The organism is Enterococcus sp. DIV2379 (genome assembly GCF_050542965.1).
GTDB lineage: Bacteria > Bacillota > Bacilli > Lactobacillales > Enterococcaceae > Enterococcus_D > Enterococcus_D entomosocium.
In genome coordinates, this window is sequence record NZ_CP172938.1 from 3,553,464 (window position 1) to 3,580,000 (window position 26,537).

The window sequence follows — 26,537 nt, forward strand, 5'->3', positions numbered from 1 at the left end:
TTCTAAAACTAAGCTTTAGGCACAAATAATTTCGGGGCTGCCTTGACTAAGAGACCTAGGACGACCCCTACATAAACGATATTGATAATGACCGATGATCCATTGAAGATCAAGGAATACAGATACGGGCTTTGTCCTGGCGGTGCGTACATTCCCCAGACAAAGACTCCAGCCCAATAATGCCAAAACCAACGGCTGATCACCGCCACGATGCCCCCTAAGACGACATACCACGTAACGGTTTTGCTGTTTTGACGGATCGCTTGTTGGATTTTATTAGCAAACAAGCCGCCCATCCCGCCAAAAGCAAAGGCAAAGGGGTATTCAAAGATGATCTGTGGAACGGTGATAAAGTTACGCATGGCGCTACCAATCAAAATATTCAGCAAGCCCCACATAAATCCCGCCGTCATTCCCGGTAGCACCCCGCGACGATACGAATACAAGACCAAGGGCACGAGCCCTAGAGACAAGTCGATACTGGAATTGGCTGTCTGGATCGGGATATACGACAAGACGACCCCGATCGCAGCAATCATCGTTCCTTCCGTCCACACTTGCAGCGACATTTTTCGTTTCAAAAAAAACTCCTCCTTTAGAATCATCACAATTCACAAAGGAGAAGTGTTAGACACTTCAACTCGTCACAATTCCTACGTTCGCATGATCGAAACAGGTACGAAGGGTTTAGAGTACTCTCATTCTCAGCCTTTGCAGACTCCCCTTTGTGATTAGATTCTATTTTATTTTGTGCTTGCGTTTCGCAAGTCACTTTCAAGAATACCATAAATTGGTGAAAAGAAACATGACTGCGATCGTTTTTTCTAAAAACATCCTGAAACTCCTCAGAAAAAAACAACCAATGAGCGGTTAAAGACCGACCATTGGCTGTTGTTCTCATGCTTATGAGGCACGATTAAATTGATAATTTTGATTCAAACAGTGGACTTACTGGTTTGTTCTCATGGATTCGTTTGATCGCTTCGCCCATCAAGGCACCAACACTGATCTCATCGATTTTTTTCGACTTACGGTCTTCTGGCAAGTAAATCGAATCTGTCACAACTAGATGCTCAATGGCCGAATCTTCGATCCGTTCCAAGGCAGGTCCTGACAAGACAGGGTGAGTACATGAGGCGTAAACACTTTTGGCACCTGCTTGTTTCAACGCATTCGCAGCCAATGTGATGGTACCAGCAGTATCGATCATATCGTCGATCAAGACACAAGTTTTGCCTTCAACATGACCAATGATATTCATGACTTCCGCTACGTTGGCTTTCGGACGACGTTTGTCGATGATCGCGATTGGTGACTTAAGAAACTCAGCTAATTTGCGGGCACGAGTCACGCCACCGTGGTCTGGTGAAACGACTACGACGTCATCGCCTTGAATGCCTCTTTCCAAGAAGTAGTTGGCGATCAATGGTGCACCCATCAAGTGGTCAACTGGGATATCAAAGAACCCTTGAATCTGTGAAGCATGCAAATCCAGTGTAACCATACGGTTCGCACCGGCTTTTTCGATCATGTTTGCTACAAGTTTTGCGGTGATTGGTTCTCTTGATCGCGCTTTGCGGTCTTGTCTTGCATAACCATAATAAGGCATTACTACATTGATCGTCTTCGCACTGGCGCGCTTCAAAGCATCGATCATGATCAGCAATTCCATTAGGTTATCGTTTACAGGGCTGCTGGTTGATTGAATCACGTAGACGTGAGCACCACGAATACTTTCTTCAATATTCACTTGGATTTCACCATCGCTAAATTGTTTGACTGAACACTTACCTAATTCAACACCTACTGCAGCTGCGATTTTTTCCGCCAAAGGACGATTTGAGTTCAGAGAAAAAATCTTCAATCTTGGATCAAAATAATGATTTGACATGAGAACCTCCACTTTCTTTGCGTTCATCTAGAAAAAAATGACTCCTTTTTACTAGAATCTTCTTCCTAATAAATAGTAGTCATTTTTCCTTAAGAAATCAAGTCATTTCGCTATTTCTAATTTAGATAAGGTAACTTTTTCGCGTAATCCGCTTTATTTTCCTGACGGGCGCGAGCAATCGCCATACTGTGTTTAGGAACATCTTTGGTGATCGTTGAGCCAGCAGCGATCATCGTTTCCTCTTCGATGGTCAAGGGTGCAACCAGATTAGACCCGGAGCCGATAAAGCAATTGTCCCCGACAGTCGTTTTAAATTTGCTCTTGCCGTCATAATTAACAAAGACTACACCGCAGCCGACGTTGATGTTTTTGCCTAAGGTTGCATCACCGACATAGGACAAGTGTCCGACTTTGGTGCCTTCACCAATCGTCGCATTTTTGATTTCCACAAAGTTACCGATATGGGCATGGGCCAAAATTTCCGCATTGGGGCGAAGGTGGGCATTGGGACCGACATCGGCGCCATCATGAATGATGCTCTCCTCGATCGTCGATGCCTTGATCGTCACTTGGTTGCCGATCTTGCTGTCTTCAATTTCAGAAGCTGCCGTAATGACACAGTCTTCTCCGATCGTCGTCTGCCCTTTGATGATCACACCGGCTTCGATCAAGGTATCTGAACCAATCACAACGCCTTCGTCGATATAAGTCGTCGCCGGGTCGATCAAGGTCACGCCGTTTTGCATGTGTTGACGGTTGATCCGCTGGCGCATCAAGCGATTGGCTTCGGCTAAGGCGATGCGGTCGTTGACTCCTAAAGATTCATGGAAATCTTCGGTTTGATAAGCAGCGATGATTTTGCCGTCTTCCTTTAAGATCTCGATAATATCAGTCAAGTAGTACTCCCCTTGAGCATTGTCCGTATCTAATTTTGCCAAGGCGTCAAATAACAATTCATTGTCAAAGCAATACGTGCCTGTATTAATTTCTTGGATCAGTGCTTCTTCGGTCGACGCATCTTTTTGCTCGACGATTTTTTCCACGATGCCGACATGATCCCGTACGATCCGGCCATAGCCCGTTGGGTCTGCCGCTTGTGCCGTCAAGATCGTTGCCGATGCATTTTTCCCTTGATGGTAATCGAACAAGTTATTCAAGGTTTCCGTCGTCAATAACGGCGTATCCCCACTAATTACTAAGGTCGTGCCTTTTTTGCCCTTTAAAAATGATTCGGCTTGAACGACAGCGTGACCGGTACCTAATTGTTCGGCTTGTAAGGCGTAATTGGTGCGATCCCCCAGTTGCTCCTTGACCATTTCCGCCCCGTGACCAACGATCGTCACAATCTCTTCAGGATTTGTTTCCACCACTCGGTTCATGATGTGCTCCACCATTGGCTTACCGCAAACCGGATGTAACACTTTATATAACTTCGATTTCATGCGCGTGCCTTTTCCAGCCGCTAAAATTATTGCAAAACGTGCGTCCACGTATTCCACTCCTATCAATCTGAACGATTTTTGTTCATTGAATTTCCTATAAACAGTTTAGCCCAAGTACTTGTAAATTTCAACGATTTAAGGAATCCCCACCTAGACCAATCAAAAAAAGACTGGCAGCCGCCGTTCAAAAAACAGCTGCTTGCGCCAGTCTAAGAGCCACATAAATCAGGCTTTTTTCTCAAAATAATTTCCCGGTACTACCGAGATCGTTTTGGTCTGGGTATCGACATCTTCAACATACAGCAGAGAGCTGTAATCGCTGATGGCCCGCTTGCCTTTGAATTTCGTTTCGGCAAAAACCGTAATACCGACTAATTCGGCTTCAAATTCTTCAATCAAGCTCTTCATCCCATTGACCGTGCCGCCGCCTTTCATAAAGTCATCGACCACCAATACTCTAGAGCCGCGCTTTAAGCTGCGTTTGGATAATTCCATTTTTTCGATCCGCTCTGAAGAACCAGAGACATAATTGACACTCACGGTCGAGCCTTCAGTGATCTTGGAATCACGACGCACGATCACGAAGGGAACATTCAAGTAGTAAGAGACTGCTTGAGCGATCGGAACTCCTTTAGTAGCAACGGTCATCACCGCATCGATTTGTTCGCCTAAATATTTGGAAGCGATGATGCGGCCGACTTGGCGCAGCAATTCCGGTTCGCCCAATAAGTCAGATAGATAGACATAGCCGCCAGGCAACAAACGGTCTTGCTCAGACAAGCGTTTTGCCAGCCCTTCAACGTACGCATACGCTTCTTCTTCAGAAATTTCAGGCACAAAAAAAACACCGCCAGCAGCGCCTGGCACGGTATCAAGAATGCCTGTTCCTCGTTCTTTAAAGGTCTTTTTGATAATAGATAAATCTTCGCTAATCGATGATTTTGCAGAGGCATATCGTTTAGAAAAGAAGGACAATGAAATCAATTCATGGGGATGATTCAACAAGTAATGTGTCATATCGATCAGTCGTTCACTTCGACGTATTTTCACACCGGACAACTCCTTTAGTTTATTCGCCTTATTATAAGGCTTTTTCGGGATAAATGCGAGCATTATCTGAAATATTGCTTATATCGTTCGGTTTTGATTAGAGTTTAAAAAAAAGAAACGAAAATTCTTCGTTTCTTTTTCATAAAGCCCTTTATTTGAGGCGTTGTTTTCGTTGCACGAGGATCACGATGCGTTTGATCAAATTGATTACTAAGAAAAGAGCGATAAAAACCAGCGTGATCGTCGCTCCCGGTGGTGTGTCCAAATAAAAGGAACTGGTCAAACCAGACATCATCCCAATCATGCCGATCACGACACTGATCAAAATCACCGCGTTGAAGCTTTTGCCTAAACGCATACTGATGGCAGCTGGTAAAACCATGATCGCAGAGATCAGCAATGCACCCGCAATCGGGATCATCATGGCGATTGCCACCCCCGTCAAGACATTAAAGAGCATCGACATCACTCGCACAGGCAAGCCATCGACATGAGCGGTATCTTCATCAAAGGTCAAAATGTACATGGGCCGTTTGAATAAGAAAAATAAAGCAAAAACGACTAAAAACAAAAAGCCTAAGATCCAAACTTGCTCTTGTGTGATCGTAACGATCGACCCAAACAAATACGATTGGATACTCGTTGCGGAGTTTCCACCGCTAAGGTTCATCAAGACGAGGGCTAACGCTAAACCGCCGGACATCAAAATGGCGATCGAAATTTCTGAATAACTGCGGTACAGTGTTCGCAAGTATTCCAAAATGATTGCGGCAATGACTACGATCAATAGCGTCGTCAAACTCGGATTTAGATTTAGAAAGAAGCCTAGTGCCACCCCTGCTAAAGAGACATGGGACAGCGTATCAGCCATCAATGACTGTCTTCGAATCACCAGAAAGACCCCTAGCATTGGTGCGATACCAGCAATAAAAATCGCCGCAAGAAAAGCTCTTCTCATGAATTCATATGAAAGCAGCGCCATGGTGAATCCTCCTTCCGCACTAAACGGATCTGACGGTCCGCATATTCTTTGATATCTTCGTGATCATGAGTGATCATCAAAATCGACTTGCCGTGGTCATGAGCATTGTGCCGCAGCAGTTCATAAAACAGATTGCGGGATTGTTCATCCATCCCCGTAGTCGGTTCATCTAAAATAAATAAATCAGGATCCGTGGCAAAGACCCGTGCCAAGCTGATCCGCTGTTTTTGGCCACCGGACAACTCACCGATCCGTTTATGACGCACGTCCCACATCCCGACGGCATCTAATGCACGGCGGACATGTTCATGGTCTCGTTTCGTCAGTCGCTTGAACCAACGATCTCTTGGGTAGCGGCCTGATTGGACCAATTCCAAAACGGTGCTGGGGAACCCGACGTTAAAGGAAGCAATCTGCTGAGGAATGTAGCCGATGCTTAATTTTTCACCAGCTGCATTCTTGGTCGCCAAGGTGACTGCTCCTTTAGAAGGTTTCAACAAACCAAGGGTTGCTTTGATCAAAGTAGATTTTGCCGCCCCATTTTCGCCGGTCAAAATCACGAATTCGCCGTCTTCAACAAAGTAAGAAATGTCTTCCAAGACGGGCTCATCATCATAATAAAAGGTCAAATCTTTTACATCGATATAACGCACGCAGGCGCCTCCTTAGTGAATACTTTTTTGTAATGCTGCCAAATTGTCTTCCATTACAGACAGGTATGTTTCGCCGTTATCCATCTGCTCTTGCGTCAAGCTTTCTAATGGATTCAAGACCGCTAACTCCACGCCCGTTTCAGAGGCTAAGGTCTCAGCCACCTTCGATGAGGCATTTTCTTCAAAATAAATAACTTTGACTTGTTTTTCTTCCACATATTCTTTCAGCTCAGCCAACCGACTTGGCGTTGGTTCTTGATCGGGTGAAATGCCCGAAATCGATTCTTCGACTAAATCATACTGCCGTGCCAAATAACCGAAAGCTGCATGTTGTGTGACGAAGGTCCGTTGAGTCGCATCCTTTAACGCCGCTTGATAGGCTTCATCTAGCACAGAAAGTTTTTCGATATAGGCAGCCGCATTTTCCGTAAAGGTTGCCTTTTGCTCAGGAAACTTCGCAATCAGGTCATCGCGGATCGTTTCTACTTCTTGGATCGCTAAGACTGGGTCGGTCCAAACATGAGGGTCATACGTATGATCATGGCCTTCATGGCTGTCTTCGTCCTCGTGACCATGCTCTTCCTCTGTGCCTTCCACCAACTGAATGTTTTTGGCCGCTTCAATCACTGCTGTTTGCTCAGGATCGACGGAATCCGTCAAACTAGCAACCCAAGTTTCTAGCTCAGGACTATTGTAGACAAAGGCATCTGCATCCATAATTTTGGTCATATCTTTGGCACTTGGCTCATAGTCATGAGGTTCTGTTCCTGCAGGGATCAGCAAGGAGACATCCGCTGCCTCACCTGCGACTTCTTTCGTAAATTCGTACATTGGGTAAAAGGTCGTGACGATCGACAGCTTTTCTGCGTTACTCGATTGACTTGTCGCTTCTTGCTGCCCACAAGCGCCAAGAAGCACGCCCCCTAAAAGGAGTGCTGTAGTAAGTAAGATTTTTTTCATCGGGATTTCCCCTTCCATTTGCTGGCTCATCTTTTTATTTTAAAACGGAACAACTCCGTTTTGTTAGCAAAAGTTACTCTATCAAATGATTTCCGGTTCGTCAAGACAAATCGTACGTTTTACGATTTAAAACTTTTATTTCGAGATAAATCGGAAAACATAGGAGAAAACGTTCATTTGAAGCGGATTCTTCTCTCGGGAACATCGTCTTATTTTACACCGTTGGCCATGCGATTCCTTTGTGATAACTTGAAAAATTAGAGAGTAAGTAAGATAATCATCTAAAAGCACTTGGAGGAAACGAAGATGAACGAATTTGTAACTGTGCCGCCAACTGTAAACAACAGCGAACTGCTGAATCGAATCGATTTACCAGAAGATCCTGCATCGCAGCAAACCGAAGAAATCCGCAAAACGATCGACAAACCATTGTATGAAGAAGACAAAAAGAAAAAATCCGCAAAGAAGCAGCACCAAAAAGAATAGCCTTTGCTTTAGGTAAAGAATCAGACCCCGACGCCTTTTTTTCGTCGGGGTCTTTTCTGTAAGGCAGCTTCTAGATGCTTCCTCCCTACCTCAGCTGCCTTATTCTTTACTATTGAACTGGATTTTATAGAAGGAATGCAAAAAAACACAGGCGAATCCAGCCTGTGTCCTTGACTCATTCATTTCAATGTACGTACAAGATAAACCTCATCGCAGAATCCTTTTAAGGCATTGTAGACCCGCTGTGCCCGCGAATATTTTTGACAAAGAGCAAAGACAGTCGGTCCGCTGCCGGTCATCAAGGCAACATCTGCGCCATATTTCATCATGCGATCTTTGATCTGTTGGACGATCGGATACTTGGGGATCGTGATGGCTTCTAGGCTATTGCCCATGGCAGCGATCATAGCCGAGTAGTCTTCGGCTAAGACGGCGGCAGACAATGCTGCGATATCTGGATGGTGCAGTTGGTCCAGCTCAACTTCTTGAAAGATTTTCCCCGTTGAAACACTCAGACGAGGTTTGACTAAGATGACCCAACATTGCGGCATCGGCCGCAGCGGCGTCACCAGCTCCCCTTTTCCTGCAATATGAGCAGTGGTCCCATACAGACAATAGGGAACATCAGTGCCAACTTCCATACCAATATCGATCAGCTCTGCCATGGAGAGATCCAAGTCCCAAAGGCGAACCATCCCCCGCAGCGCTGCCGCACAATCCGTACTGCCACCCCCTAACCCAGCTGCCACCGGGATATTCTTGGTGATGCGAATGCGGATGCCTTTTTTGATACTATAGCGTTTTTTTAAAATACTGGCGGCCTGATAGACATTATTGCGTTTATCAATTGGTAAAAAAGCTTTGTTGGTTTCTACAATGATCTTATCTTCTGCTATCTCTTCCATTATCAGACGGTCGGCTAGATCAACACTAGACATCACCATTTCCAACTCATGGTAGCCGTCTGTTCTTTTCTCTAACACATCGAGACCGAGGTTGATCTTAGCTGGCGCTTTTTCAATAATCTCCATCTTCATTCATCCAATCATCTGATAGTTATTTAGTTCTATCATAGCAGATTCTTATAAGATAGTTGAGTGATTTCTCTTGTTTTTATGATTGTTGCCATTTTGGTTGCCCTTTGGCTTGGTTCCTCGTAAAATAGAGGTACCAACTCAATGATAAAAGAAAGCGGGGGAACCACATGGCAAATTTGATTCCAAGAGATTTAGCAGGCGGCGAAGAACTATTAGGCAAATTAATGAACAGTTTTTGGCAAGAACGACAAATGAACACGGACATTAAAGAATACGAAGACAAGTATCTCGTTCAAGCAGATTTACCCGGCATCAAGAAAGAAAACATCCGCGTCAGTTACGTCAACAACACGCTGACGATTTCAGCTGCTCAAACAGAAACCACTGAAACCGAGGATGATTTCGGACATTATTTGCGCAAAGAACGCTCCAGCAGTGCCTATCAACGGACCTTCACCATCACAGACATTGATGACGAGTCCATCAAAGCAGTGTTTGAAGACGGCGTTTTGACCCTGACTTTACCGAAAGCTAGCTACAAAGACGCACCTGCAAAAAACATTCCGATCGAATAACAACAAATTAAAAAAGCAGTCCCCCCAGAGGAAACTCTGATCGGGACTGCTTTTCTTATTTGCGTGCTTGTCGTCGATACGCCTGTCTTGAGGTCTGCGGTTCTTCTTCGGAGACCTCTTTTTTGACATACAATTTTAAACTGTATGGTTCGTGGTATTTGACATCGTTTTTGACAAAATCACCGCCAGTGATAAATAAGCCCACTGGCTCTAAAGGTTGCTTGCCGGTCCATTGAATCGTGCCAACTTTCGTCATCTCCGTGTAGCTGGTCCCGATCTGCAATACGTACTCGTTTTTCCCTTGCTGTTTGACAAAATAGTAAGGGTACAAGGTATTTTTCGGAATCGTAAAGCCGTTGGATGACGGTTTGATCGCCAATTCTTCTTGAGCAATCAAGGTCTGCAAATGATTCGCCAATACCAGCTGATAGTCTTCTTCAAAATCGATCACCGCTTTTTCAGTCGTCAAACGATCAATGTCGGTGGTGCTGATAGTTTCCCCTTCAATATTGAAGACTTCATCCGGCAAGACTTTGACAAAGGTCTGAGTGACATCGAACTTCATGTTTTTATTCAAGAAATAATAGAAGATATTCAGTACCCAAAAATAGACTAAGACCAAAAAGCCGATCGTATAAAGGATCGCTTGAAAATAGTTTTGGTTCGCAAACATTCCATAGACGATCCGCAAAATATACGCCGTTGGAATAATACTGAGGATGGTATAGGCGCGATTCAAGTATTTGGGACTGATGTCAAGATAGCCCAAAAATTTGTGGATGCCGTTGATTAAATCTAAAATAAGCGTCATTTTCTCACCTACTCATTTCCTTGATTCTCATCCATGATCCCTTGTGGATCTGGCGTGGTCTCTTCACTTGAAGAAGGTGTTTCCTGATTGTTTTCCGATGGTGCCGGTGAAACATTGGCATCGCTTGATGGCGTCGTTTCTGCAGGCACCGAAGAAGACGGGGTCGTTTCTGGTGTTACTACTTCACTGCTGGATGACGGTGTGGTCTGCTGGTCATCGTTCGTCGGTTGTGAGTCCGTGCTAGCAGGTGTTTGATTTTGACTGTCTTCTGTCATCGAAGACGGTGTGCTTTCACTTGGTGCTTGTTCGGTCGTTTCTGTCGTTTCCGTCGCACGACTTGGTTGGCGGTAACTGCCTGAATTCACCACGCCGGTAGCAGTGGCAATGATCGTTGATATCGTTAAAAGTGCAATTGGTTTTAAAATAGGCGGGACTTTTCGCATGATTCTCATCCTTTTCTTACCCGATTCTGCCCATCGGCAGTCTCGGTTCCTTCAGCCTCTTCTTACCTTTATAATCGTTTCTGACAAAAGGGTCAAGATTCCCGAGGCTTCTGTCGCAGGATTTAAAAAAAACTAAACATGTAACTGTTTTCACAAAAAATAACGACGACAGTTGCCGCCGCTACACAAGGTATTCATAAAACTTTTCAAAGGTCAGGTGCAACGTGCCATGGTAATCCCGTAAAAGGGCGGGCAATGCGATTACTTCTTCATGTTGGATCGGGGCATCGATTTGAATCACCGCTTGCTCATCATCCAGATAGTAGGAACTAAACAGCTCATCATCGGTGATTTCTTCTAATTGATTGGTCAGCTCTTCATAAAACTTTTCTACGATCGGTTCTGCCAACTCATCAAAGACCGGCTGCAAGGCTGCCTCTACAGCTGGAAAAGGCTGTGCGAGTAATTGCTGTCCGCTGAGGGAACGCCGGGTATTCTCATAGGTCAAATAAAGCAGGTCGAAATAATCCTCTTCTTCCCCGATCGCTTCTAGCGTCAAAAGGGCTTTTTCTACCAATGAAACCAAGGACGAGGATACCTCTTGATGCATCACCGCATCGACTTTTTCAAATAGTTGCTGTTTCTCGATGACAAATGTTTCTTCCATAAAAGTGAATTCCGCTTTTTCAAAGCAAAGGGGGGTATCAGAGATAAATAGTTGGATCGTTGCCATGGCGTTGCCTTCTTTCTTTTTCAAGCTGCGGACAAAACAGATGATTTGTCAACAGCGAAAATCTTCGTTAGCATAAATAATAGCAGGTGAACAAATTGTTCATCAAGTAATAAGGAGGAGATCGAATGAGTAAAGTTGCTGTTATTGTCACTGATCTAGTTGAAGATGTTGAATTGACGTCACCAAAAGAAGCACTGGAAGCGGCCGGACATGAAGTAGTCGTTATTAGTAATGAAGGCGCCGAGACCGTAAAAGGCAAACAAGGTGGAACGTTTCCCGTTGATGCGGCCATCGATACGATCGATCCCGCCAGTTTTGATGCTTTGTTGATCCCAGGCGGTTTCTCCCCTGACCAATTACGGACCGATGAGCGCTATGTGTCATTGACGAAAGACTTTTTGACACCTGATCGTCCCGTCTTTGCCATTTGCCACGGCCCACAACTGTTTATCCAAACAGGACTGACGAAAGATTTGACCTTGACGGCTTATGATTCTGTGCGACCAGATTTAGCCTACGCAGGTGCCACCGTCAAAGATGAGCCCGTCGTGATCGACGAAACCTATCGGTTGATCACCAGCCGAAACCCAGATGACTTAGATGCCTTCAATCAAGCCATTACCGAGGCATTGAACTAACCACGAATAAGACTTGGTTTCTTAGAGAAAAAAAGCCGCCAGTTGCAGCGTTCGATCCTTCGTATCGATCGAGCTGCAGCTGAGCGGTTTTTTCTTGCGTAGCTTTTCAGTTTTCAGTGAATGGCTTTTTTCCTGTTACTCGTCAGAGGGCAACTCAAAACCATCGAAGGTCTCGCCATCATAGTAGCGCAATAATTCTTCCGTCGATAATAAGGAAGACGTCATTTCTTCCTGCGCCTCATTGACCTCTCGAAGTTGGGCAATGTAAGCCGCGTAGGCTTCTGCCAACTGCCGGTAAACAGCTTGCCGCGATGTTCCTTCCCCTTGGATCGTCGGCAATTCACGGATAAAAGCCCGATAGACGGGGCGGTTTTCCTGCCATTCGATCGGCAACTCAATTACTTGAAGCTGGGCTTCTTCAAACCATCGTTCCATTGCTCTCCCTCATTTCTTTTCTTATTATCGTCAAGTTGGCAGCAAAGGTCAATCGGTGAGCAAAAAAATACAGAACAAGCGCTGAAAGAAATTGACCTATCCGCAAAAGCTCACTTGTTGGGCTAGCTTTTACGGATGCGGCAATTTATCTGCTTGTTCTGTGTGTTACTCGTTTTTATGCGGCAACATACGCATATTTTTCAATGTTTTGTCGGATCGTTTCAATCATGTCTTCATCACGCAAGCCAGTGATTTCTGCAATGACTTCCGGTAGTGATTTTTCATCCAAAAGTGCTTGTAACTGTTGGCTTTGCTCATCTTCAGGGTCTTTGTAATTGAAGATCATGCCGATCGTTTCATAGAGATGATCTGGCTGCATGTTGCGTTTTTCTAACTCAAGGACTGGTCGGATAAAGCGTTCTTCGGTCCCTAATTTGCGGACAGGTGTCCGTGCCACCCGAGTGATGGCATCGGAAATGTGCTTGTTTTTAAAGCGTTGGATGATTTTTTCGATATACCGTTCATGTTCTTCAGGATCAAAGGCCCATTTCTCAATTAAAAGCCGGCCAGTTTCTTCGAGAACGGATTTTAATTGGATCACCACTAAATGGTCCTGCATCGCTTCATCGATCGTCTGATAGCCTTGGAGGGCGCCTGTGTACGCTACCGTGGCATGACCCGTATTGACACTGAATAATTTCCGTTCAATATACGGTTCCAGATCCGCCACATAATGGACCCCTTGCAGATGGATCGAGGATTTCATCCCTGACTCTTGGATCACCCATTCGCAGAAGGGTTCTACTTGAACGAATAAGGGATCTTCATGGTGCTGCAGCGGTACGATGCGATCCACCGCTGCATCTGGAAAACCAACCGTCGCTTCCAACGCTGACCAATCCGCAATGTATTTTTGCACTTCGCTTTTTAAAAAGGTCGATCCGCCGATCATATTCTCACAGGCGATCACATCAATGGCTGGCTTGTCTGGGTGTTGCTGACGTGCTTCTAAGCCTTTGGCGATCAGCTCAGCAATATGCGGCAAAATGTTGGGACCAATGGCGGTCGTAAGGATGTCTGCCTCGGCGATCGCTTGGATCACCGCTTCTGGTTCTTTGGCATTGTTCAATCCTGTCACATGCTCGATGTGGATCTGTTCTTGGGTCTCATCGGCTAATTCGATGGTATACCCTTGTCTTGCTTTTAAGGCGTCAATGATCGTTTCATTGACATCAATAAATGTGATTTCAAAGTTGTTGGCAGCCAATATCTCGCCGATAAAGCCGCGACCAATATTACCTGCACCAAAGTGAACTGCCTTCATGTCTTGTCTCCTCCTTAAATCCTTATGCTACGGTCAAACTTTGGGCGATTTCTTCTTTATCTAAGGCATCCGCCAATTCGACAACGTTATCGATATCGCTGCAAAAGAGGGCGATTTGTTGGACCAATTGCAGATGATCTTCCCCTTTGCCCGCGATACCAAAAAGGACGGTGACGATTTTTTCTTCGTCCGCTGTACCGAAATTCACGCCATCAGGCACTTGCACGATACAGATACCTGATTTTTTGACGTATTTTTTGGCTTCATCCGTACCGTGAGGAATCGCAATAAAGTTCCCCATATAGACTGAGAGCATCTCGTCACGCTCAAGCATGGCTTCGACGTATTCTTTTTCCACACAGCCTGCCGCCAGCAGTTTTTCGCCGCAGTAACGAATGGCTTCTTCTTTGGTCGCAAATTGTTTGTTCAATTCAATCATGTCTTTTTCTAATACTTGCATTCGGCTCATCCTTTCTTAATTCGCTGCTTTGATCGATGCCACGATCCGTTGATAGTTCGTCGTTCCCATCAGATTATTAACGGATAGATGGATCGCTTCTGGCGCTGAGGTTTGCGCTTGCGGCGTTAAGGCTTCTTTTGTGATCACCAGGGAAGAGGCGTTGGCATGGAGATCATTGATATGGCTTTTTCTGATTGGCATCGTCAGAGATTCTTTGGCTAAAAGATCTTGGAAGACTTTCTGAGCCATCGTTGCCGAACCTTTGCGGTCATCGTGGGCCAAAATGATTTCACTGACTTGCTTAAGGTCATTGGCGGAAGGAACATCTGCCTGGTTGCCTGCTTCAGACGTTTTTTCTGACTCCCCCGCTGTCTTCGTCCCTGACAATGTAGCTACGATTTCATCGTAACGTGGAGAGTTCAGGAAATTCTCAACCGCGACGAAGGTCGCATTTGGCGCTTTTTGTTTGGCACGTTCTTGCAATTCTTCTTGAGTAACGATCAGCGTATTGGCATCGTCCGTCAAATTGTTGATGGCGGAATTCGAGACATTTTGTGGAAGACCCGCTTCTTTGACTTTTTTACGTAAGATCGATGCCCCCATAGCACTGGAGCCCATGCCTGCATCACATGCGAAGATGATGCGATTGATGCCAGTCATTGGTTGAGCCGCCAAACCTTTGGCGCTGAGTTTTGCTGCTTGCGTTTGTTGTACTTTTTCTTCAAAATTATCCACCGTATCCTTCGCATCCGCTTTCAAGATCGCGGCAGCGACGATAAAGGACACACCTGCTCCTACGGCAATTCCGGCTAAGACAGAAACGACACTCATCACCGAGTTGAATGGCGTCATTGCTAAGATCGCAATGATCGAACCTGGGGAAGCAGGTGCCCGTAAGCCTGCACCTAACAATTGGAAGGTAAAGCTTCCTGATACACCGCCGGCAATCACTGCTAAGAACATCAATGGTTTCATCATGACGTATGGGAAGTAGATCTCATGGATCCCACCGATAAAGTGAATGATGATCGCTCCAGGTGCCGAAGATTTCGCTGCTCCTTTTCCGAAGAAAGTGAAGGCTAGCAAGACTCCTAAACCAGGTCCAGGATTGGCTTCTAATAAGTAAAGAATTGATTTCCCAAATTCGCTGACTTGCTCAGTACCTAGTGGTGTCAAAATTCCATGGTTGATGGCATTGTTTAAGAATAGGATTTTTGCTGGTTCAATAAAAATATTGGCTAATGGAATCAAGTGGGCATTGACGATCACTTCTACCCCTGCTGCCATTGCTTCTGTCAAGGTATTAACAACTGGCCCGATTGCTACAAAGCCCAGTAATGCTAAAGCAAAACCGATCAAACCTGATGAAAAGTTGTTGACCAACATTTCAAAGCCAGCGCGAACTTTGTCTTGGAAGATCTCGTCAAATTTCTTGATGACCCAACCGCCTAAAGGACCCATGATCATTGCACCCAAGAGCATTGGGATATCCGTTCCGACGATGACCCCCATCGTTGCGATCGCCCCAACCACGGCTCCGCGGTCACCAGCAATCACTTTCCCGCCAGTATACCCGATCAAGATTGGGATCAAATACGTTAGCATTGGACCGACCATCGTTGCAAAGGCTTCATTTGGTAAATACCCATCTGGAATAAATAATGCCGTTAATACACCCCATGCAATCAATGCGCCGATATTCGGCATCACCATACTCGACAACGTACTGCCTAATTTTTGAACTTTTGCTTTGACTGATGATTTGGCTGCTTTTTGTGTCTGTTCCATTTTTTTCTCTCCTCTCGTCTGCTTACACCCTTATTGTAGGCGCTTCCCAAAAAGCTCGAAAGTCGTACTTTGGCACAAAAAACTGTGCCAAAACTTGTAGCCAAACGGATAGAACAAAAAAAGGCGAGCAGCCCCTGCACTCGCTTATTTTTGTTATGTTTCACGTGGAGCATTTTTTTTGATTTTGCCAAAACACACAAAAAAAAAGTGTACCCGCTCCTTCTACACAAGGTAGAAAGAGCAAGTACACGGAGGCAGCTCATTCATTTATTTCGTTCGCTGCTCTTGTTGCTAGCCAGCCTGCTGCTGATTGCTTATTCTTCTGCTAACAAAATCTGTTGGATCTCTTCAACCGATTCGGCATCACTAAGCGCCCGAACATTCTGCATATCAGAACAAAAAAAGGCGATTTCTTGCAAAACAGCTAATTGCTGCTCTTTTAGGACGACTACGAAAAGGATCGTAGCGATTTTGGGTTGCTCCTTCGTGCCGAAGTCGACGCCATCCGGCACTTGGATCAAAAAGAGCCCTTCTTCCTTGATCCATTGTTGGGCTTCTTCTTCCGCATGGGGCAATGCAACAAAGTTACCGATGTAAACACCTGTTTTTTGATGGCGCCGCAAAAGGCTTTTGACATAAGGTAAAGAGACGATCTCCTGGTTGACTAAGTACTCGCCAATTTTTGTCAGAGCCTCTGTGGCATCGGTAAAGTGTTGATCCAACAAAATCCGCTCCTGTGGAATATACATCGCTGATCCCTCCTATTGTTTTACTTCTTCAATCAAGAGCGAAGAGAGTAACTGATAAATAATCGAATCATTGCCGGAATTAAAAATCTCCGTATTTAGATCATTCATAATGATCGAACCACTGATCTTCCCTAACATCTGAGAGCTTGTTTCATTGATAGGATAGGGCGCCAGCATGACTAATAAACGGGTAACAGCGATCTCTTTTTTATCCATCGCAAGAAGTGGCAGCGGCTGTTTCAAATCGAAAATACGAAAAACAGGTTGCAGGATCGCCGAACTCGCCGCGTGAAACAAGGCAAAGTGGGTGTCAGGAATGCCCACTGGCGCTTGGAAGTAGCGCCTTAAGAGACGATCAACAACTTTCTCACGATCCAAAACAACATGTGTATCAAAAGACGTCAGCACCAGCTGCAACGTTTCTTCCAAGTCCGCTGGGTTATCAATCGCCTGCACTTGAAACAGCGCCAATAGCTGGTTAATAGCTTCGATAAAAGCCAAGACCGCTTCATAGGATTCCTCTTTGACTAAAGCAGAGGGCGCTTTTTTGGCGGAACGTTTTTTCTGACTAATGGCTTGGAAGGCCTTCTTCAACTCTTGAATATCTTCTTCCAGCAGGATCGGTGAAACGAGTTTGTACTCTCCTTGATACCCTGGCAGCAATGAAGTCGAGATCACCAAGTCATAGGTCTCCTCGATATTTTCCCGTTTGACATCCCCCACTCGAAAGAAGGTGATTTGATTGATAAAGGGAAAATGTTTCCGCAGCTGCATCTCTAACAAACTGATGGAGGCTAATCCGCTAGGAGAGATCCCTGCAATATTGACTTCTAACACTTTCGGATTTTTTTCCAACGAATTGGCAAAATGCAGGACCATATAGGCAATTTCTTCTTCCGAGAACTGCTGCTGCGGAAAGACTTGCGGCAGATGATTGCGAATCCCGCTGGCGATTTCGACATACTGGTTCATGATTTTTTCTAGGATAGGGTTGTTCAAATGATCTTCTTCTAAAATAGCCCGCGTCATTACTCCTGAGATATGGGTCAGCAGCATTTTATACAAGTTCGTGTCTTCATAAAACGCCACTTCCGTTTGCTCACTGACCAATTCGATCAAGCGTTTTACACGATAAGCCAAGTCGGTATCAAAATTGTCATCAAAAAAATCACGGTCAAAGGAATTGGCAAAATCACCTAGTAACACGGCAAAAAAGACGATTTCGTTGATGGAATAAAGCAGTTTGCTCTTTTCGGCGATCTGAGCAAAAATCTTTTTCGCCACCTTCAGCAAGTCTTTGTTGATCTGACTCGGGTACGTCTCTTCTTCCACCGTATAGCCCAAAGCTACCCGATCCATGGCTAGCGCCAGCATCAAGACGATAAAGGCTAATTTGCGGTCACTAAGTTCCTTGAATTGGGGTTCGATGGTTTCCCGAATCAACCGCTGGGCTAGCAAAAGATGGTCGCGGGACAGAAATTGAAAAATAAACGGGGCTTCATCATCGGTTTCCAGTAAATGGAAAAATTGGTATTCATTGATCTCCATCACTAGTGTATTGGCTGTGAGCAACCGCCGATACTTTTCGGAGCCTTCGATCTCATACCCTTGATTGCGCACGATCCTTAACGGCAGCCGTGCGAGACTCTCTTCAAGCTGTTTGATGTCTGAAAAAAACGTCGTATTGCTGATTTGGTAACGCTCCAAGAAAAAATGACTGGATACAGGCTTCGTGGCGGTAGTCAGTTGCAACAAAATACGGTGTTGCCGCTCACTAGCCGCGAATTCTTGATCGGTATCTGCCATAATGGCTTCTTGCAATTGGCGAATGCTCGTTTCTGATGCAAAAATTTGGAAATGACCACGACCGACCTTCTCTAAGGTAGCACCTACTGTTTCCAGGGATTTTTCTAGATTAGCCAGTTCACGGTACACCGTTCGTTTACTGACTTTTAAGACTTGCATCATGCGATCTAAAGAAACCGGACCGGTACTATTCATCAATTCCGTTAATAAAAGTGTTTCACGATTGGTCAAAAACATAGTCGACTCCTTCTGTCAGTAACTGACGATACGCATCTGTCGTCAATAAATCATCCACCACCAGTAAAGAAACATCTGGGATCGGGCACTTTTCTGCAAGTTCTTTCGGGAGGATATAGACTGCCGTAGGATCAAGAGCTTGTCCTTCATATGCCATTTTTTTGATGGTCAAAGACAGCGCTTGTTGGCGAGCCATTTTTCTTAATATCTCCACTGCCATCGTTTGTGAACCGCGTTTTTTTCCAGTATACAAAAAGATGATCGTTGAAAACCCTAGCGAATTTGCTGCTTCGATTTGTAACGATTTTTGCGGATCCTGTTCTCTTCTTTGTAATTCTTGGATCAGCGGAGCATACTCATCTGCCGCCAAAAAATTATCTAGCACATAATGCTGTGCGTGTGGTGTCTGCTTTTGGGCAATAGCTGCTAATTCCCGTTGGGTGATCACTAACAGCTTGGGATCATCCGTCACACGATAAATCGACTGATAGCGGACAGGAAACGTTAGCTGGGCTTCTTGCAACTGTTTTTTTAGTATGCTGGCACCAATCGCACTGGACCCCATCCCTGCGTCACAGGCCACGACGATCTCCGTGACTTTCTTCATTTTCGGCATCTTACGCTCCTCATTTTCTGTATTGGTCTTCCGTTTTAATAGCACACTAGCGATCGCAAACGATACGACCGTACTGACGACAATCCCAGTTAAGACACCAAGGATCATAGAAGCCGGTGTATTGAGTAAAATCGCCAAAATCGAGCCCGGGGACGCCGGTGCTCTCAAGCCTACTCCTAAAAATTGGAAGATCAGTGTACCGCTGAAACCACCAACGATCGGACCGAGCAACACCCAAGGATTGAGCAGAACAAACGGGAAATACACTTCATGAATCCCACCAATAGCCTGCACAAAAATGGATGCTGCGGCATTCGTTCGGTTTCGCTTTGAACCAAAGAAAAGATACGCCGCTAAGACCCCTAATCCCGGACCGGGGTTGGCCTCGATCAAAAATAAAACCGACTGACCGTTAACTGCCGCGGCTTCGATTCCTAGCGGCGTAAATAGTCCATGGTTGACAATATTATTAAAAAACAAAACCTTCAATGGTTCTACAATGATATGAATAAAGGGCAAGACATTTTGCCGAACGAAATAATCCACGAGCTGATAGCTGCCGAGACTGAACCAATTAAAAAGCGGCGCCAATAGGAAATAACTACCTAAAAAAAGGAGTCCGCCAAGCGCACCTGCAATAAAATTGCGCACCAGCATCTCATAGCCACTTTTGACCTTACTCACGAACGAATCACTGCGATACAACAGCCAGCCTGCCAGTGGACCCAGTAGCATCGCCCCAAAGACTTGGGGAATATCCGTTGCGAGAATAGCCCCTAAGACCGCCACTGCTCCTACGACCCCACCTCGCTCAGGTGCCAACATTTGCCCACCTGTATAAGCAATCATGAGGGGCAGCAACACAGTCAAGACCCCTTGTTCCATTTGCTGGATCACTTGTTGATCGACTGAGAAAAAAGGCAACAGGAATGAAATCAGCATCCACGCAATAAAAATACTTAAATTCGGCATCATCATGCGAGAAAGATAATTCGTATAAAACTTAACCGTTATCATTTTTTCTCTGGAAGACGAGGTCTTGTTCATTTTATCCGCTTCCTTTCTCTTCTCTATTATAAGATGTTCTGGCAAGACTGAAAACAAAAAAAGCATACGTTTTTTAAAACAGAAATCAAAAAAAGCTGACGTAAAACGCCAGCTTTTGAAATAGCTTCAATTGATTTAGTTTACGCGCACCGCGAAATCTGGTGAGTAATAAGAGTAACTGCTGACAGAAACATTTTGACCAGGTGTTGGTGCATGAACGTATTGTCCGTTACCCATAGCGATCGCCACGTGGTGTGTGCTTCCGCGGCTACCCCAGAATAACAAGTCACCGGCTTTTGCTTCGTTGATCGAAATTACCGTACCGGAAAATTCTTGTGCGTAAGTTACCCGTGGTAATGAGATCCCAACTTTAGCAAATACATATTGTGTAAAGCCAGAACAGTCAAAGCCGTCTGGTGTCGTACCACCCCAAACATAAGGGGTACCAATGTATTTCATTGCTTCTGCTACGATTGCTGAACCATTGACCGTTTGTGCGGGTGCAGGAGTACTGCTTGAACCGTTGCTGCTATTATTTGATCCTTGGTTGTTATTGCTATTGTTATTATTGGCAGGTGTCGATGGGGTCGTATTTGCTGAACCGCTGCCTTGTGATGAACTGCCTTGCGTAGTATCAGTCGTCGTACTAGAATTTGTTGTGGCGCTTGATGTCGTTGAATTCGACGTTGAAGATTCGCTTGCTGCTGCTTCCTGAGTAGCTGCTTCAGCTGCTGCCGCTTCTTGAGCCGCTGCTTCTTGTGCTGCTTGTTCACGAGCTGCTGCTGCCGCCGCTTCTTCTGCAGCGATGCGAGCTTGTTCTGCTTCGTATTCTTCTTTTTGTTTTTCTAAATCAGCTTTTTCATCTTCTTTAGATGCTTGTTGAACAGCCAATTCCGCTTGCAAAACATTCAAATCAGCTTGTTTGGCTTGTAGATCCCCTAATTGTGTTTCTAATTCAAATTGGTTCGCTGCGATCTCTGCCAATTTATCGTCGTTTTCCGCTTTTTTCGCTTCAACTGCTTCTTGGTCTGCCTTTTGTTGATCTACAAGATCTTTGTTAGCATTGACGATCGTCGTCATTGCTTGCACACGGCCAATAGCATCTGTTAAAGAGTCAGCTTCTAATACTGCATCAATAAAGTTCGTGCTTTGTCCATTGACTTGAACATCACGAGCTTGTTTTTGGATCGCTTCTTCACGCTTTTCGATTCTGACTTTCAAATCGGCAATTTCTTGCTTCAACTTTTCAGAATCCGCACGCAAATCCCCTTGTTGTTGCAACAAAGTTTGGGCTTTTTCATTGATTGCAGTCACGTCGCTTTCAAGTGCTGCTACTTGTGACTGGATGCTCGCTTGCTGGTTTTGCAAGTCAGAGATCTCTTGATTTTTTTCTTCAATTTTATTGTCAAAATCTGATGCAAAGACAAGTGTCGGTGCTGCTGCAGAAGTAAGAACAATTGAACTTACTAACAATAAAGATAAAATTCGCTTTTTCACTCTTCATTCCTCCGGCTGTTGCTTCCCCTAATATGGTTTTTTTATGTATAAATGCTTAAGAATACCTAAAGTCCTTCACGATAGTGTGATTGTAACACAGCCGTATGTCAGAGAGATAAAAGGAATATTACAAAAACATTTCAATCGCTGTTATTTTTATACAGTCAAACGCAAAAAAAATGAAGCTATTCGTCTTTGAATAGCTTCATGAATGGAATGACTAAAAGGATAAACAAAAGGATGTTCAATAAAAGCGTTGGTGCTAGAAAGCGGGAAACAAAGAATGACGTGCTAACTGATGCGATCTTAAACAGCAATTGAACCCCCAATGTCACAACTTCTAAGCTTGTAACAAAGATGATCATTCCGAAAAACATGGTAAATACATTTTGATAAAGCGTATTTTTCAAAATATACATGATCCATACGATCAAGGGAAACGCCACCGTGTAGATGCCGATCACACCGACATAATACACGTCATAGAGGCAGCCGATCACAAGCGCCGTGGTGATCAAAAAGTTTTTCGGCAAATACTTTGCGCCACATAAAAGGGCGATCAATAAAAGATGCGCACTGGCGATATAATTGTCTTGGGTCCATTTTTCCAAAAAACGCGTCAGTTGTCCATCTGCCAACATCATCAAAAAGAAGACGCCCGCTGCCAGGTATTTGATGTAGTCATGCTTTTTCATGGCTATTCCTCACCTGCCAAGCGTTTGATAATCGTTACTGCTTGAATATCATACATTTGGGCATACGGTTTTACAAATACTTGGGTATCAAGACCAAACTCATCTTTGGTGGTACGGATCACTGTTCCGATCGCTAAGTCGGCGGGCGAGTTTCCTCCTAATCCAGAGGTCTGCACGACATCGCCTTCCTTCAGCTCATTGTCCCCCGTCAATTGGGTAATGACTAAGGAACGTTCTTTTTGATCGTAACTACTTAGGATCCCAAAGTTTGACCCATCTTCGCCGCTGATCCGAACCGGATAATGGTTGGAATTCTGGTTTTCAGAAGTCAAAAGTTCAATTTTAGAAGAAGCTGCATTGACCTCAATGACACGACCAATCAAGCCTTTTTGCGACATGACTGCCATGTTGACCTCAACACCATCTCTTGAGCCGCGGTCCACGATCAGCATATCTTGCCAAGTATCAGGTGACCGATTGATGACATTGGCGGAGATCCGTTCATAATTCGTCAAGGTTGCATTCAGCTCTAGCTCTTCTTTCAAGGCATCGATTTCTCTTTGCGCATTGTCCTTCGCTTGTTCCAGTTCCTCAAAACTGTCCAATTTCTCTTTTAAACGTTCATTTTCTTCATAGGTCACAAACAAATTTTTGACTGAATTGGCACCATTTTCGATCCAACGAAAAGGAGCGGTAATCATTTTATCGATAAAGCCAACGGAGTCATTGACCGTAGATTGCACGGCATTGGTGGAGTTTCCCGCTGCTCGGCGGGCGATCGTCACGCTTAATACGGTGACAACTAAAATCACAATAATCAATGTGATGATAATATTTTTATTAGGATTAAACTTTTTCACAAAGACACCTCAAATAATTCCAAACTGTAGTTCCAATTTTACCATTAATACCCTGCAAACAAAAGCTAAGTTGTCCGTCTTAATGTTTTTTTTGTAATTAAGTTTCTGAAATTTTCAACAAAAAAAAGAGACGTTCCGTCTCTTAATCACAACTTTGAATGACTGCTATCATCCCGCTGCTAAAGGAAAAACCTGCTGTTTGTGTCAGAAATTCATTGCTAGCATAAGAAGTTGGGTACGGTACTTGGACGTTTTCTAATAAATACTTGCTACCTGTTAACGTCAAATCTGTTACCGGCGTCAAACAGCAATACGCCAAATACTGCATCCCGGGTTCTTTTTCCAATTGATAGGTGCCTGGTAAAAAGAACTGAACGACATTTTGACGATCTAAAAAACGCAGATTTGGGGCAAATGGACGAAACCGATCTTCTAAAACTAACCACAGATTGGCTAAAAGATGGTCAAGGCGTCCCCCCGTTGCACCAATCACGTCGATTTGCGCTTCTGAATAAAGACGCAACGTCTCAACCAATGCCAATTGAGTATCTGTATCATCTTTTTCAGCAGGGGCTTGGATCACTGTCTTAACTTGTTGTTTGACCGCTTGCAGTTCTGCTGCGGTCAGGGAGTCGAAATCACCGATTGCCAGATCGACTGGCCGTTGGTGCTGAAGCAAAAACAGGGCCCCACGATCAATTCCAATGTATTTATCATACGCCATCAACTGTGGCCAATTTTCAGGACTTCCACCTGCCGCTAACAAAATTTTCATTTACTGTAAAGCTTCTTTCAAGGCTCTGATTTGCGCCGCAGGTTCATCGGCATCGTAAATATAGCTTCCTGCTACAAAGACATTTGCGCCGGCTTCCAGGCAGCGTTTGGCTGTCTCAGGAACGATCCCGCCATCTACTTCGATATCATAATGGTAGCCTTTTTCTTCTTTTAAAGCAGCCAGCGCCGCAATTTTTTCCAGTGATTCTTCAATAAAGGATTGCCCACCAAACCCTGGATTGACCGTCATAACTAACACTTGATCACACATGGATAAAACATGTTCAATGGCTGAAACTGGTGTGCCTGGGTTGATGACGATTTCTGCTTTGACATTTTCTGCCACAATCATTTGGATCGCACGATGGATATGAGGCGTTGCTTCCGCGTGGATACCAATGATATCTGCTCCAGCTTCCGCGAAGGCATGGATATACTTTTCTGGCTCGGTGATCATTAGATGAACATCCAACGGCAGCTTGGTAACTGGGCGAATCGCTTTAACGATGTTTGGGCCTAAGGTAATATTAGGAACGAAATGACCGTCCATCACGTCTACGTGAATGTAATCTGCGCCATGGCGCTCTACCAGCTCAATGTCTCTTTGAAGATTTGCAAAATCGGCACTTAAAATAGATGGTGCTAGTTTCATCATGCTTTTCCCTCACTTTTTCTTCTTTTTATAAACCGGACGTCGGTTTTCAATCTCTTCTAAAAATTGCACGTAATTTTTGTAACGAGTTGCAGCAATCTCATTTGCTGCAACTCCCTGTTTAACTGCACAATCAGGTTCATTGAGGTGCATACACTCCCTAAAGCGGCAGTTGGAAGCTACTGCTAAAAAATCAGGGAAGAGCTTTGGTAACTCTACTGCTTCGATTTCCAGAAAATCGATCGAACTAAATCCTGGTGTATCGGCAACCAATCCATCACAAATCGGCAAGAGCTCCACATGACGGGTCGTATGTTTCCCCCGTCCGAGAGATTCTGAGATCACTCCTGTTTCCAATGCCAATTCCGGGACGATTCGATTCAATAGCGTAGACTTTCCAGCACCGGATTGCCCCATAAAGACAGTGATCCGCTCAGGGAAGTACCGTTGAAGTTCCAATAGATCTTCGCCTTCTGCTTTTGACGTGATCACGTGGTAGCCAATTGCTTGATAGGTCTCCTCAATTGCTTTCATTGCGGCAAGATCTTTCACAAGATCCGCTTTTGTCAAAAAGATGATCGGTTCGATCCCCTCATACTCTAAGGTCACCAAAAAGCGATCCAATAGATTATAGGAAAAGTTCGGCTCAACTAGACTTGTCACGACCACTCCTTGATCCACATTTGCGACTGGCGGTCGAACCAGCTCATTTTTTCGCGGCAAGATCTCTAAAAGATAGCCGTCTGTTTGATTGCTGCTTTCAAAAATCACTTCATCCCCAACCAAAGGAGTGATTTTTCGATTTCGAAAATTTCCTCGAGCGCGGGTTTGAAAGATTTCATCTTCTGATGCCACATAATAAAATCCGCTTAGCGCTTTGATGATTTGTCCCTTCAAACAATTTCCTCCTCGTTTTTTACTATTGTATCATATTTTCAGGTCTTCTCACTGGCTGAAAACACAAAAAAGCCTGAAGCGAATGCTTCAGGCATCAAAAAAGGCTCTACAATATTTAGTGTTGGTGGAAAATCTACGGATTTTCTACCAACACTTTTTTTGTAAAAAAAGATAGAAAAAGAGATAGCCTAACTGGTAGAATTTAGTCGTCTAAAACAAAACCAAACCAAGAAAGGATATCTCCATGGATCATTGTACTAGAAAATTGTTAGGTTTAACAGATGAAAATTTATTCTTCGAAGAAGAATGGTTAGAGACTATAGAAGAAGAGGGGTTTCGCACCAATCTTATCCATGCCAAACTTAGCTATATACCAAGCCATTGCCGTAAATGTGGCATCAAAAATGAAGGACAAATCATCAAGAATGGCTCACACAAAACAAAAGTCCAACTTTTGCCTTATCGAGCAACAAAAACAGAATTACGCTTGGTACGTACACGCTTTTACTGTAAAGAATGTCAGTCGACATTCAATGCTCAGACAAACTTGGTGGATGAAAACTGCTATCTTTCAAAAGAATTAAAGATTCAAATCGCCTTGGAGCTGGCCAAGAATACAACAAGAAAAGAAATTGCCGATCGCTATTTTGTCTCTGACGTAACCGTTCTGCGTGTCCTACACACCTGTTTAAAAACGTATCATCCTCGTTTTGATACGTTACCTTCGGTCCTTTGTTTTGATGAGTTCAAATCAATGAAGTCCTGCAGCGGAAAAATGAGTTTTGTCTTTATGAATGGGCAGACCCAACAATTGATCGGTGTATTGGAGAATCGTCGCCTTGCATTCTTAAAACCATATTTCCTTAAATTCACCCGAAAAGCACGAGCGAACGTGAAATACGTCGTGATGGATATGAATGCCCCTTATTTTGAACTTGTAAAGGCGGTCTTCCCAAACGCAAAAATCGTGACCGATCGCTTTCACATTGTCCAACAAAT

At 44.4% G+C, this 26,537-nt stretch carries 28 protein-coding genes and 1 riboswitch (1 of these 29 only partly in view); of the genes, 4 read left to right on the forward strand and 24 right to left on the reverse strand.

Translation table 11 applies throughout. From position 1 onward, the window contains the following. Positions 1 to 8: 8 nt before the first annotated feature. The 7 genes from thiT to IGI92_RS16330 all read right to left on the reverse strand — a co-directional run bounded on the left by thiT (position 9) and on the right by IGI92_RS16330 (position 6,978). Complete coding sequence (gene thiT / locus IGI92_RS16300; RefSeq protein ID WP_015510621.1) at positions 9 to 581, reverse strand: energy-coupled thiamine transporter ThiT; 573 nt, start codon at positions 579 to 581, stop codon at positions 9 to 11. A 52-nt stretch (positions 582 to 633) separates the two neighbouring features. After that, positions 634 to 735, reverse strand: a riboswitch (TPP riboswitch). Positions 736 to 916: 181 nt separating this feature from the next. After that, positions 917 to 1,891 (reverse strand): ribose-phosphate diphosphokinase, encoded by a 975-nt coding sequence (locus IGI92_RS16305; protein ID WP_008381705.1) that lies wholly within the window; start codon positions 1,889 to 1,891, stop codon positions 917 to 919. A 116-nt stretch (positions 1,892 to 2,007) separates the two neighbouring features. Further along, positions 2,008 to 3,381, reverse strand: a complete 1,374-nt coding sequence (gene glmU, locus IGI92_RS16310) for a bifunctional UDP-N-acetylglucosamine diphosphorylase/glucosamine-1-phosphate N-acetyltransferase GlmU (RefSeq protein WP_034871957.1) — start codon at positions 3,379 to 3,381, stop codon at positions 2,008 to 2,010. Between the two features lie 177 nt (positions 3,382 to 3,558). Then, positions 3,559 to 4,383 carry a pur operon repressor gene (purR, locus tag IGI92_RS16315; protein WP_008381701.1) on the reverse strand — a complete coding sequence of 275 codons (825 nt, stop codon included), beginning with the start codon at positions 4,381 to 4,383 and terminating at the stop codon, positions 3,559 to 3,561. 151 nt (positions 4,384 to 4,534) lie between these two features. Continuing rightward, the gene (locus IGI92_RS16320; RefSeq protein WP_005230272.1) at positions 4,535 to 5,365 is read right to left on the reverse strand and encodes a metal ABC transporter permease; all 831 of its coding nucleotides are present in this window, start codon (positions 5,363 to 5,365) and stop codon (positions 4,535 to 4,537) included. Then, the gene (locus IGI92_RS16325; protein WP_005232967.1) at positions 5,338 to 6,018 is read right to left on the reverse strand and encodes a metal ABC transporter ATP-binding protein; all 681 of its coding nucleotides are present in this window, start codon (positions 6,016 to 6,018) and stop codon (positions 5,338 to 5,340) included. The genes IGI92_RS16320 and IGI92_RS16325 overlap by 28 nt, the downstream gene beginning before the upstream one ends. Before the next feature lie 12 nt (positions 6,019 to 6,030). Beyond that, positions 6,031 to 6,978 carry a metal ABC transporter substrate-binding protein gene (locus IGI92_RS16330; protein WP_430607514.1) on the reverse strand — a complete coding sequence of 316 codons (948 nt, stop codon included), beginning with the start codon at positions 6,976 to 6,978 and terminating at the stop codon, positions 6,031 to 6,033. A gap of 306 nt (positions 6,979 to 7,284) precedes the next feature. Between IGI92_RS16330 and IGI92_RS16335 the strand changes: the two genes are divergently transcribed. Next, a complete protein-coding gene (locus IGI92_RS16335) occupies positions 7,285 to 7,464 on the forward strand; it encodes a hypothetical protein (RefSeq protein WP_005232965.1) in 180 nt (59 codons plus the stop codon). A 179-nt stretch (positions 7,465 to 7,643) separates the two neighbouring features. Here IGI92_RS16335 and ispE read toward each other — a convergent pair whose 3' ends face one another. Beyond that, positions 7,644 to 8,495: a 4-(cytidine 5'-diphospho)-2-C-methyl-D-erythritol kinase gene (gene ispE, locus IGI92_RS16340; protein ID WP_086298909.1), complete on the reverse strand. Its 852-nt coding sequence runs from the start codon at positions 8,493 to 8,495 to the stop codon at positions 7,644 to 7,646. A 173-nt stretch (positions 8,496 to 8,668) separates the two neighbouring features. On the opposite strand from ispE, the gene IGI92_RS16345 reads away from it, so the two are divergent. Continuing rightward, positions 8,669 to 9,076 (forward strand): Hsp20/alpha crystallin family protein, encoded by a 408-nt coding sequence (locus IGI92_RS16345; RefSeq protein ID WP_034871953.1) that lies wholly within the window; start codon positions 8,669 to 8,671, stop codon positions 9,074 to 9,076. A gap of 55 nt (positions 9,077 to 9,131) precedes the next feature. On the opposite strand, the gene IGI92_RS16350 is transcribed toward IGI92_RS16345, so the two are convergent. The 3 genes from IGI92_RS16350 to IGI92_RS16360 form a co-directional block, all read right to left on the reverse strand. Then, positions 9,132 to 9,887 (reverse strand): DUF6681 family protein, encoded by a 756-nt coding sequence (locus tag IGI92_RS16350; protein ID WP_086298910.1) that lies wholly within the window; start codon positions 9,885 to 9,887, stop codon positions 9,132 to 9,134. Between the two features lie 8 nt (positions 9,888 to 9,895). Then, entirely contained in the window at positions 9,896 to 10,330 is a 435-nt protein-coding gene (locus IGI92_RS16355) for a hypothetical protein (RefSeq protein ID WP_034871951.1), read from the reverse strand. 181 nt (positions 10,331 to 10,511) lie between these two features. Beyond that, the gene (locus IGI92_RS16360; RefSeq protein WP_061053507.1) at positions 10,512 to 11,063 is read right to left on the reverse strand and encodes a hypothetical protein; all 552 of its coding nucleotides are present in this window, start codon (positions 11,061 to 11,063) and stop codon (positions 10,512 to 10,514) included. A 125-nt stretch (positions 11,064 to 11,188) separates the two neighbouring features. Here IGI92_RS16360 and IGI92_RS16365 point away from each other — a divergent pair, with 125 nt between their 5' ends. Next, the gene (locus IGI92_RS16365; protein ID WP_430607519.1) at positions 11,189 to 11,701 is read left to right on the forward strand and encodes a type 1 glutamine amidotransferase domain-containing protein; all 513 of its coding nucleotides are present in this window, start codon (positions 11,189 to 11,191) and stop codon (positions 11,699 to 11,701) included. Between the two features lie 135 nt (positions 11,702 to 11,836). On the opposite strand, the gene IGI92_RS16370 is transcribed toward IGI92_RS16365, so the two are convergent. The 13 genes from IGI92_RS16370 to rsgA form a co-directional block, all read right to left on the reverse strand. Next, positions 11,837 to 12,136 (reverse strand): hypothetical protein, encoded by a 300-nt coding sequence (locus IGI92_RS16370; protein WP_016621095.1) that lies wholly within the window; start codon positions 12,134 to 12,136, stop codon positions 11,837 to 11,839. Positions 12,137 to 12,311: 175 nt separating this feature from the next. Continuing rightward, positions 12,312 to 13,460 carry a mannitol-1-phosphate 5-dehydrogenase gene (locus tag IGI92_RS16375; RefSeq protein ID WP_008381686.1) on the reverse strand — a complete coding sequence of 383 codons (1,149 nt, stop codon included), beginning with the start codon at positions 13,458 to 13,460 and terminating at the stop codon, positions 12,312 to 12,314. A gap of 22 nt (positions 13,461 to 13,482) precedes the next feature. After that, entirely contained in the window at positions 13,483 to 13,920 is a 438-nt protein-coding gene (locus IGI92_RS16380; RefSeq protein WP_005230254.1) for a PTS sugar transporter subunit IIA, read from the reverse strand. A 15-nt stretch (positions 13,921 to 13,935) separates the two neighbouring features. Continuing rightward, on the reverse strand, positions 13,936 to 15,708 hold the full coding sequence (locus IGI92_RS16385) for a PTS mannitol transporter subunit IICBA (RefSeq protein ID WP_016621094.1): 1,773 nt from the start codon (positions 15,706 to 15,708) through the stop codon (positions 13,936 to 13,938). A 314-nt stretch (positions 15,709 to 16,022) separates the two neighbouring features. Then, entirely contained in the window at positions 16,023 to 16,457 is a 435-nt protein-coding gene (locus IGI92_RS16390) for a PTS sugar transporter subunit IIA (protein ID WP_005232954.1), read from the reverse strand. A 12-nt stretch (positions 16,458 to 16,469) separates the two neighbouring features. Beyond that, the gene (locus IGI92_RS16395) at positions 16,470 to 18,500 is read right to left on the reverse strand and encodes a BglG family transcription antiterminator (RefSeq protein ID WP_430607523.1); all 2,031 of its coding nucleotides are present in this window, start codon (positions 18,498 to 18,500) and stop codon (positions 16,470 to 16,472) included. Beyond that, entirely contained in the window at positions 18,481 to 20,229 is a 1,749-nt protein-coding gene (locus IGI92_RS16400; RefSeq protein WP_430607525.1) for a PTS sugar transporter, read from the reverse strand. Before IGI92_RS16400 ends, IGI92_RS16395 begins: the two co-directional genes overlap by 20 nt. 69 nt (positions 20,230 to 20,298) lie before the next feature. Then, on the reverse strand, positions 20,299 to 21,660 hold the full coding sequence (locus IGI92_RS16405; RefSeq protein ID WP_086316711.1) for an NlpC/P60 family protein: 1,362 nt from the start codon (positions 21,658 to 21,660) through the stop codon (positions 20,299 to 20,301). A gap of 185 nt (positions 21,661 to 21,845) precedes the next feature. Then, positions 21,846 to 22,355 carry a rod shape-determining protein MreD gene (gene mreD, locus IGI92_RS16410; protein ID WP_005232950.1) on the reverse strand — a complete coding sequence of 170 codons (510 nt, stop codon included), beginning with the start codon at positions 22,353 to 22,355 and terminating at the stop codon, positions 21,846 to 21,848. A 2-nt stretch (positions 22,356 to 22,357) separates the two neighbouring features. Further along, positions 22,358 to 23,215: a rod shape-determining protein MreC gene (gene mreC / locus IGI92_RS16415; protein WP_005232949.1), complete on the reverse strand. Its 858-nt coding sequence runs from the start codon at positions 23,213 to 23,215 to the stop codon at positions 22,358 to 22,360. Positions 23,216 to 23,357: 142 nt separating this feature from the next. Continuing rightward, entirely contained in the window at positions 23,358 to 23,990 is a 633-nt protein-coding gene (locus IGI92_RS16420) for a thiamine diphosphokinase (protein WP_086316712.1), read from the reverse strand. Continuing rightward, positions 23,991 to 24,644: a ribulose-phosphate 3-epimerase gene (gene rpe, locus IGI92_RS16425; RefSeq protein WP_005232947.1), complete on the reverse strand. Its 654-nt coding sequence runs from the start codon at positions 24,642 to 24,644 to the stop codon at positions 23,991 to 23,993. 9 nt (positions 24,645 to 24,653) lie between these two features. Further along, on the reverse strand, positions 24,654 to 25,538 hold the full coding sequence (gene rsgA / locus IGI92_RS16430; RefSeq protein WP_086332823.1) for a ribosome small subunit-dependent GTPase A: 885 nt from the start codon (positions 25,536 to 25,538) through the stop codon (positions 24,654 to 24,656). A gap of 244 nt (positions 25,539 to 25,782) precedes the next feature. Between rsgA and IGI92_RS16435 the strand changes: the two genes are divergently transcribed. Beyond that, positions 25,783 to 26,537 carry the 5' portion of an ISL3 family transposase gene (locus IGI92_RS16435; RefSeq protein WP_430607528.1) on the forward strand. It continues 547 nt past the right edge of the window, so only the first 755 of its 1,302 coding nucleotides appear in the window; its start codon is at positions 25,783 to 25,785; its stop codon lies off the right edge, out of view.

What these genes read in the sequence shown, in the direction of transcription:
- rpe (WP_005232947.1), bottom strand. Translation starts at nt 24,644, where the DNA reads ATGATGAAACTAGCACCATCTATTTTAAGTGCCGATTTTGCAAATCTT.
- IGI92_RS16420 (WP_086316712.1), bottom strand. Translation starts at nt 23,990, where the DNA reads ATGAAAATTTTGTTAGCGGCAGGTGGAAGTCCTGAAAATTGGCCACAG.
- IGI92_RS16350 (WP_086298910.1), bottom strand. Translation starts at nt 9,887, where the DNA reads ATGACGCTTATTTTAGATTTAATCAACGGCATCCACAAATTTTTGGGC.
- IGI92_RS16335 (WP_005232965.1), top strand. Translation starts at nt 7,285, where the DNA reads ATGAACGAATTTGTAACTGTGCCGCCAACTGTAAACAACAGCGAACTG.
- IGI92_RS16345 (WP_034871953.1), top strand. Translation starts at nt 8,669, where the DNA reads ATGGCAAATTTGATTCCAAGAGATTTAGCAGGCGGCGAAGAACTATTA.
- IGI92_RS16390 (WP_005232954.1), bottom strand. Translation starts at nt 16,457, where the DNA reads ATGTATATTCCACAGGAGCGGATTTTGTTGGATCAACACTTTACCGAT.
- IGI92_RS16385 (WP_016621094.1), bottom strand. Translation starts at nt 15,708, where the DNA reads ATGGAACAGACACAAAAAGCAGCCAAATCATCAGTCAAAGCAAAAGTT.
- IGI92_RS16320 (WP_005230272.1), bottom strand. Translation starts at nt 5,365, where the DNA reads ATGGCGCTGCTTTCATATGAATTCATGAGAAGAGCTTTTCTTGCGGCG.
- IGI92_RS16365 (WP_430607519.1), top strand. Translation starts at nt 11,189, where the DNA reads ATGAGTAAAGTTGCTGTTATTGTCACTGATCTAGTTGAAGATGTTGAA.
- IGI92_RS16380 (WP_005230254.1), bottom strand. Translation starts at nt 13,920, where the DNA reads ATGCAAGTATTAGAAAAAGACATGATTGAATTGAACAAACAATTTGCG.
- IGI92_RS16305 (WP_008381705.1), bottom strand. Translation starts at nt 1,891, where the DNA reads ATGTCAAATCATTATTTTGATCCAAGATTGAAGATTTTTTCTCTGAAC.
- IGI92_RS16375 (WP_008381686.1), bottom strand. Translation starts at nt 13,460, where the DNA reads ATGAAGGCAGTTCACTTTGGTGCAGGTAATATTGGTCGCGGCTTTATC.
- IGI92_RS16395 (WP_430607523.1), bottom strand. Translation starts at nt 18,500, where the DNA reads ATGTTTTTGACCAATCGTGAAACACTTTTATTAACGGAATTGATGAAT.
- IGI92_RS16355 (WP_034871951.1), bottom strand. Translation starts at nt 10,330, where the DNA reads ATGCGAAAAGTCCCGCCTATTTTAAAACCAATTGCACTTTTAACGATA.
- IGI92_RS16400 (WP_430607525.1), bottom strand. Translation starts at nt 20,229, where the DNA reads ATGCTTTTTTTGTTTTCAGTCTTGCCAGAACATCTTATAATAGAGAAG.
- mreD (WP_005232950.1), bottom strand. Translation starts at nt 22,355, where the DNA reads ATGAAAAAGCATGACTACATCAAATACCTGGCAGCGGGCGTCTTCTTT.
- IGI92_RS16370 (WP_016621095.1), bottom strand. Translation starts at nt 12,136, where the DNA reads ATGGAACGATGGTTTGAAGAAGCCCAGCTTCAAGTAATTGAGTTGCCG.
- IGI92_RS16330 (WP_430607514.1), bottom strand. Translation starts at nt 6,978, where the DNA reads ATGAAAAAAATCTTACTTACTACAGCACTCCTTTTAGGGGGCGTGCTT.
- IGI92_RS16360 (WP_061053507.1), bottom strand. Translation starts at nt 11,063, where the DNA reads ATGGCAACGATCCAACTATTTATCTCTGATACCCCCCTTTGCTTTGAA.
- ispE (WP_086298909.1), bottom strand. Translation starts at nt 8,495, where the DNA reads ATGGAGATTATTGAAAAAGCGCCAGCTAAGATCAACCTCGGTCTCGAT.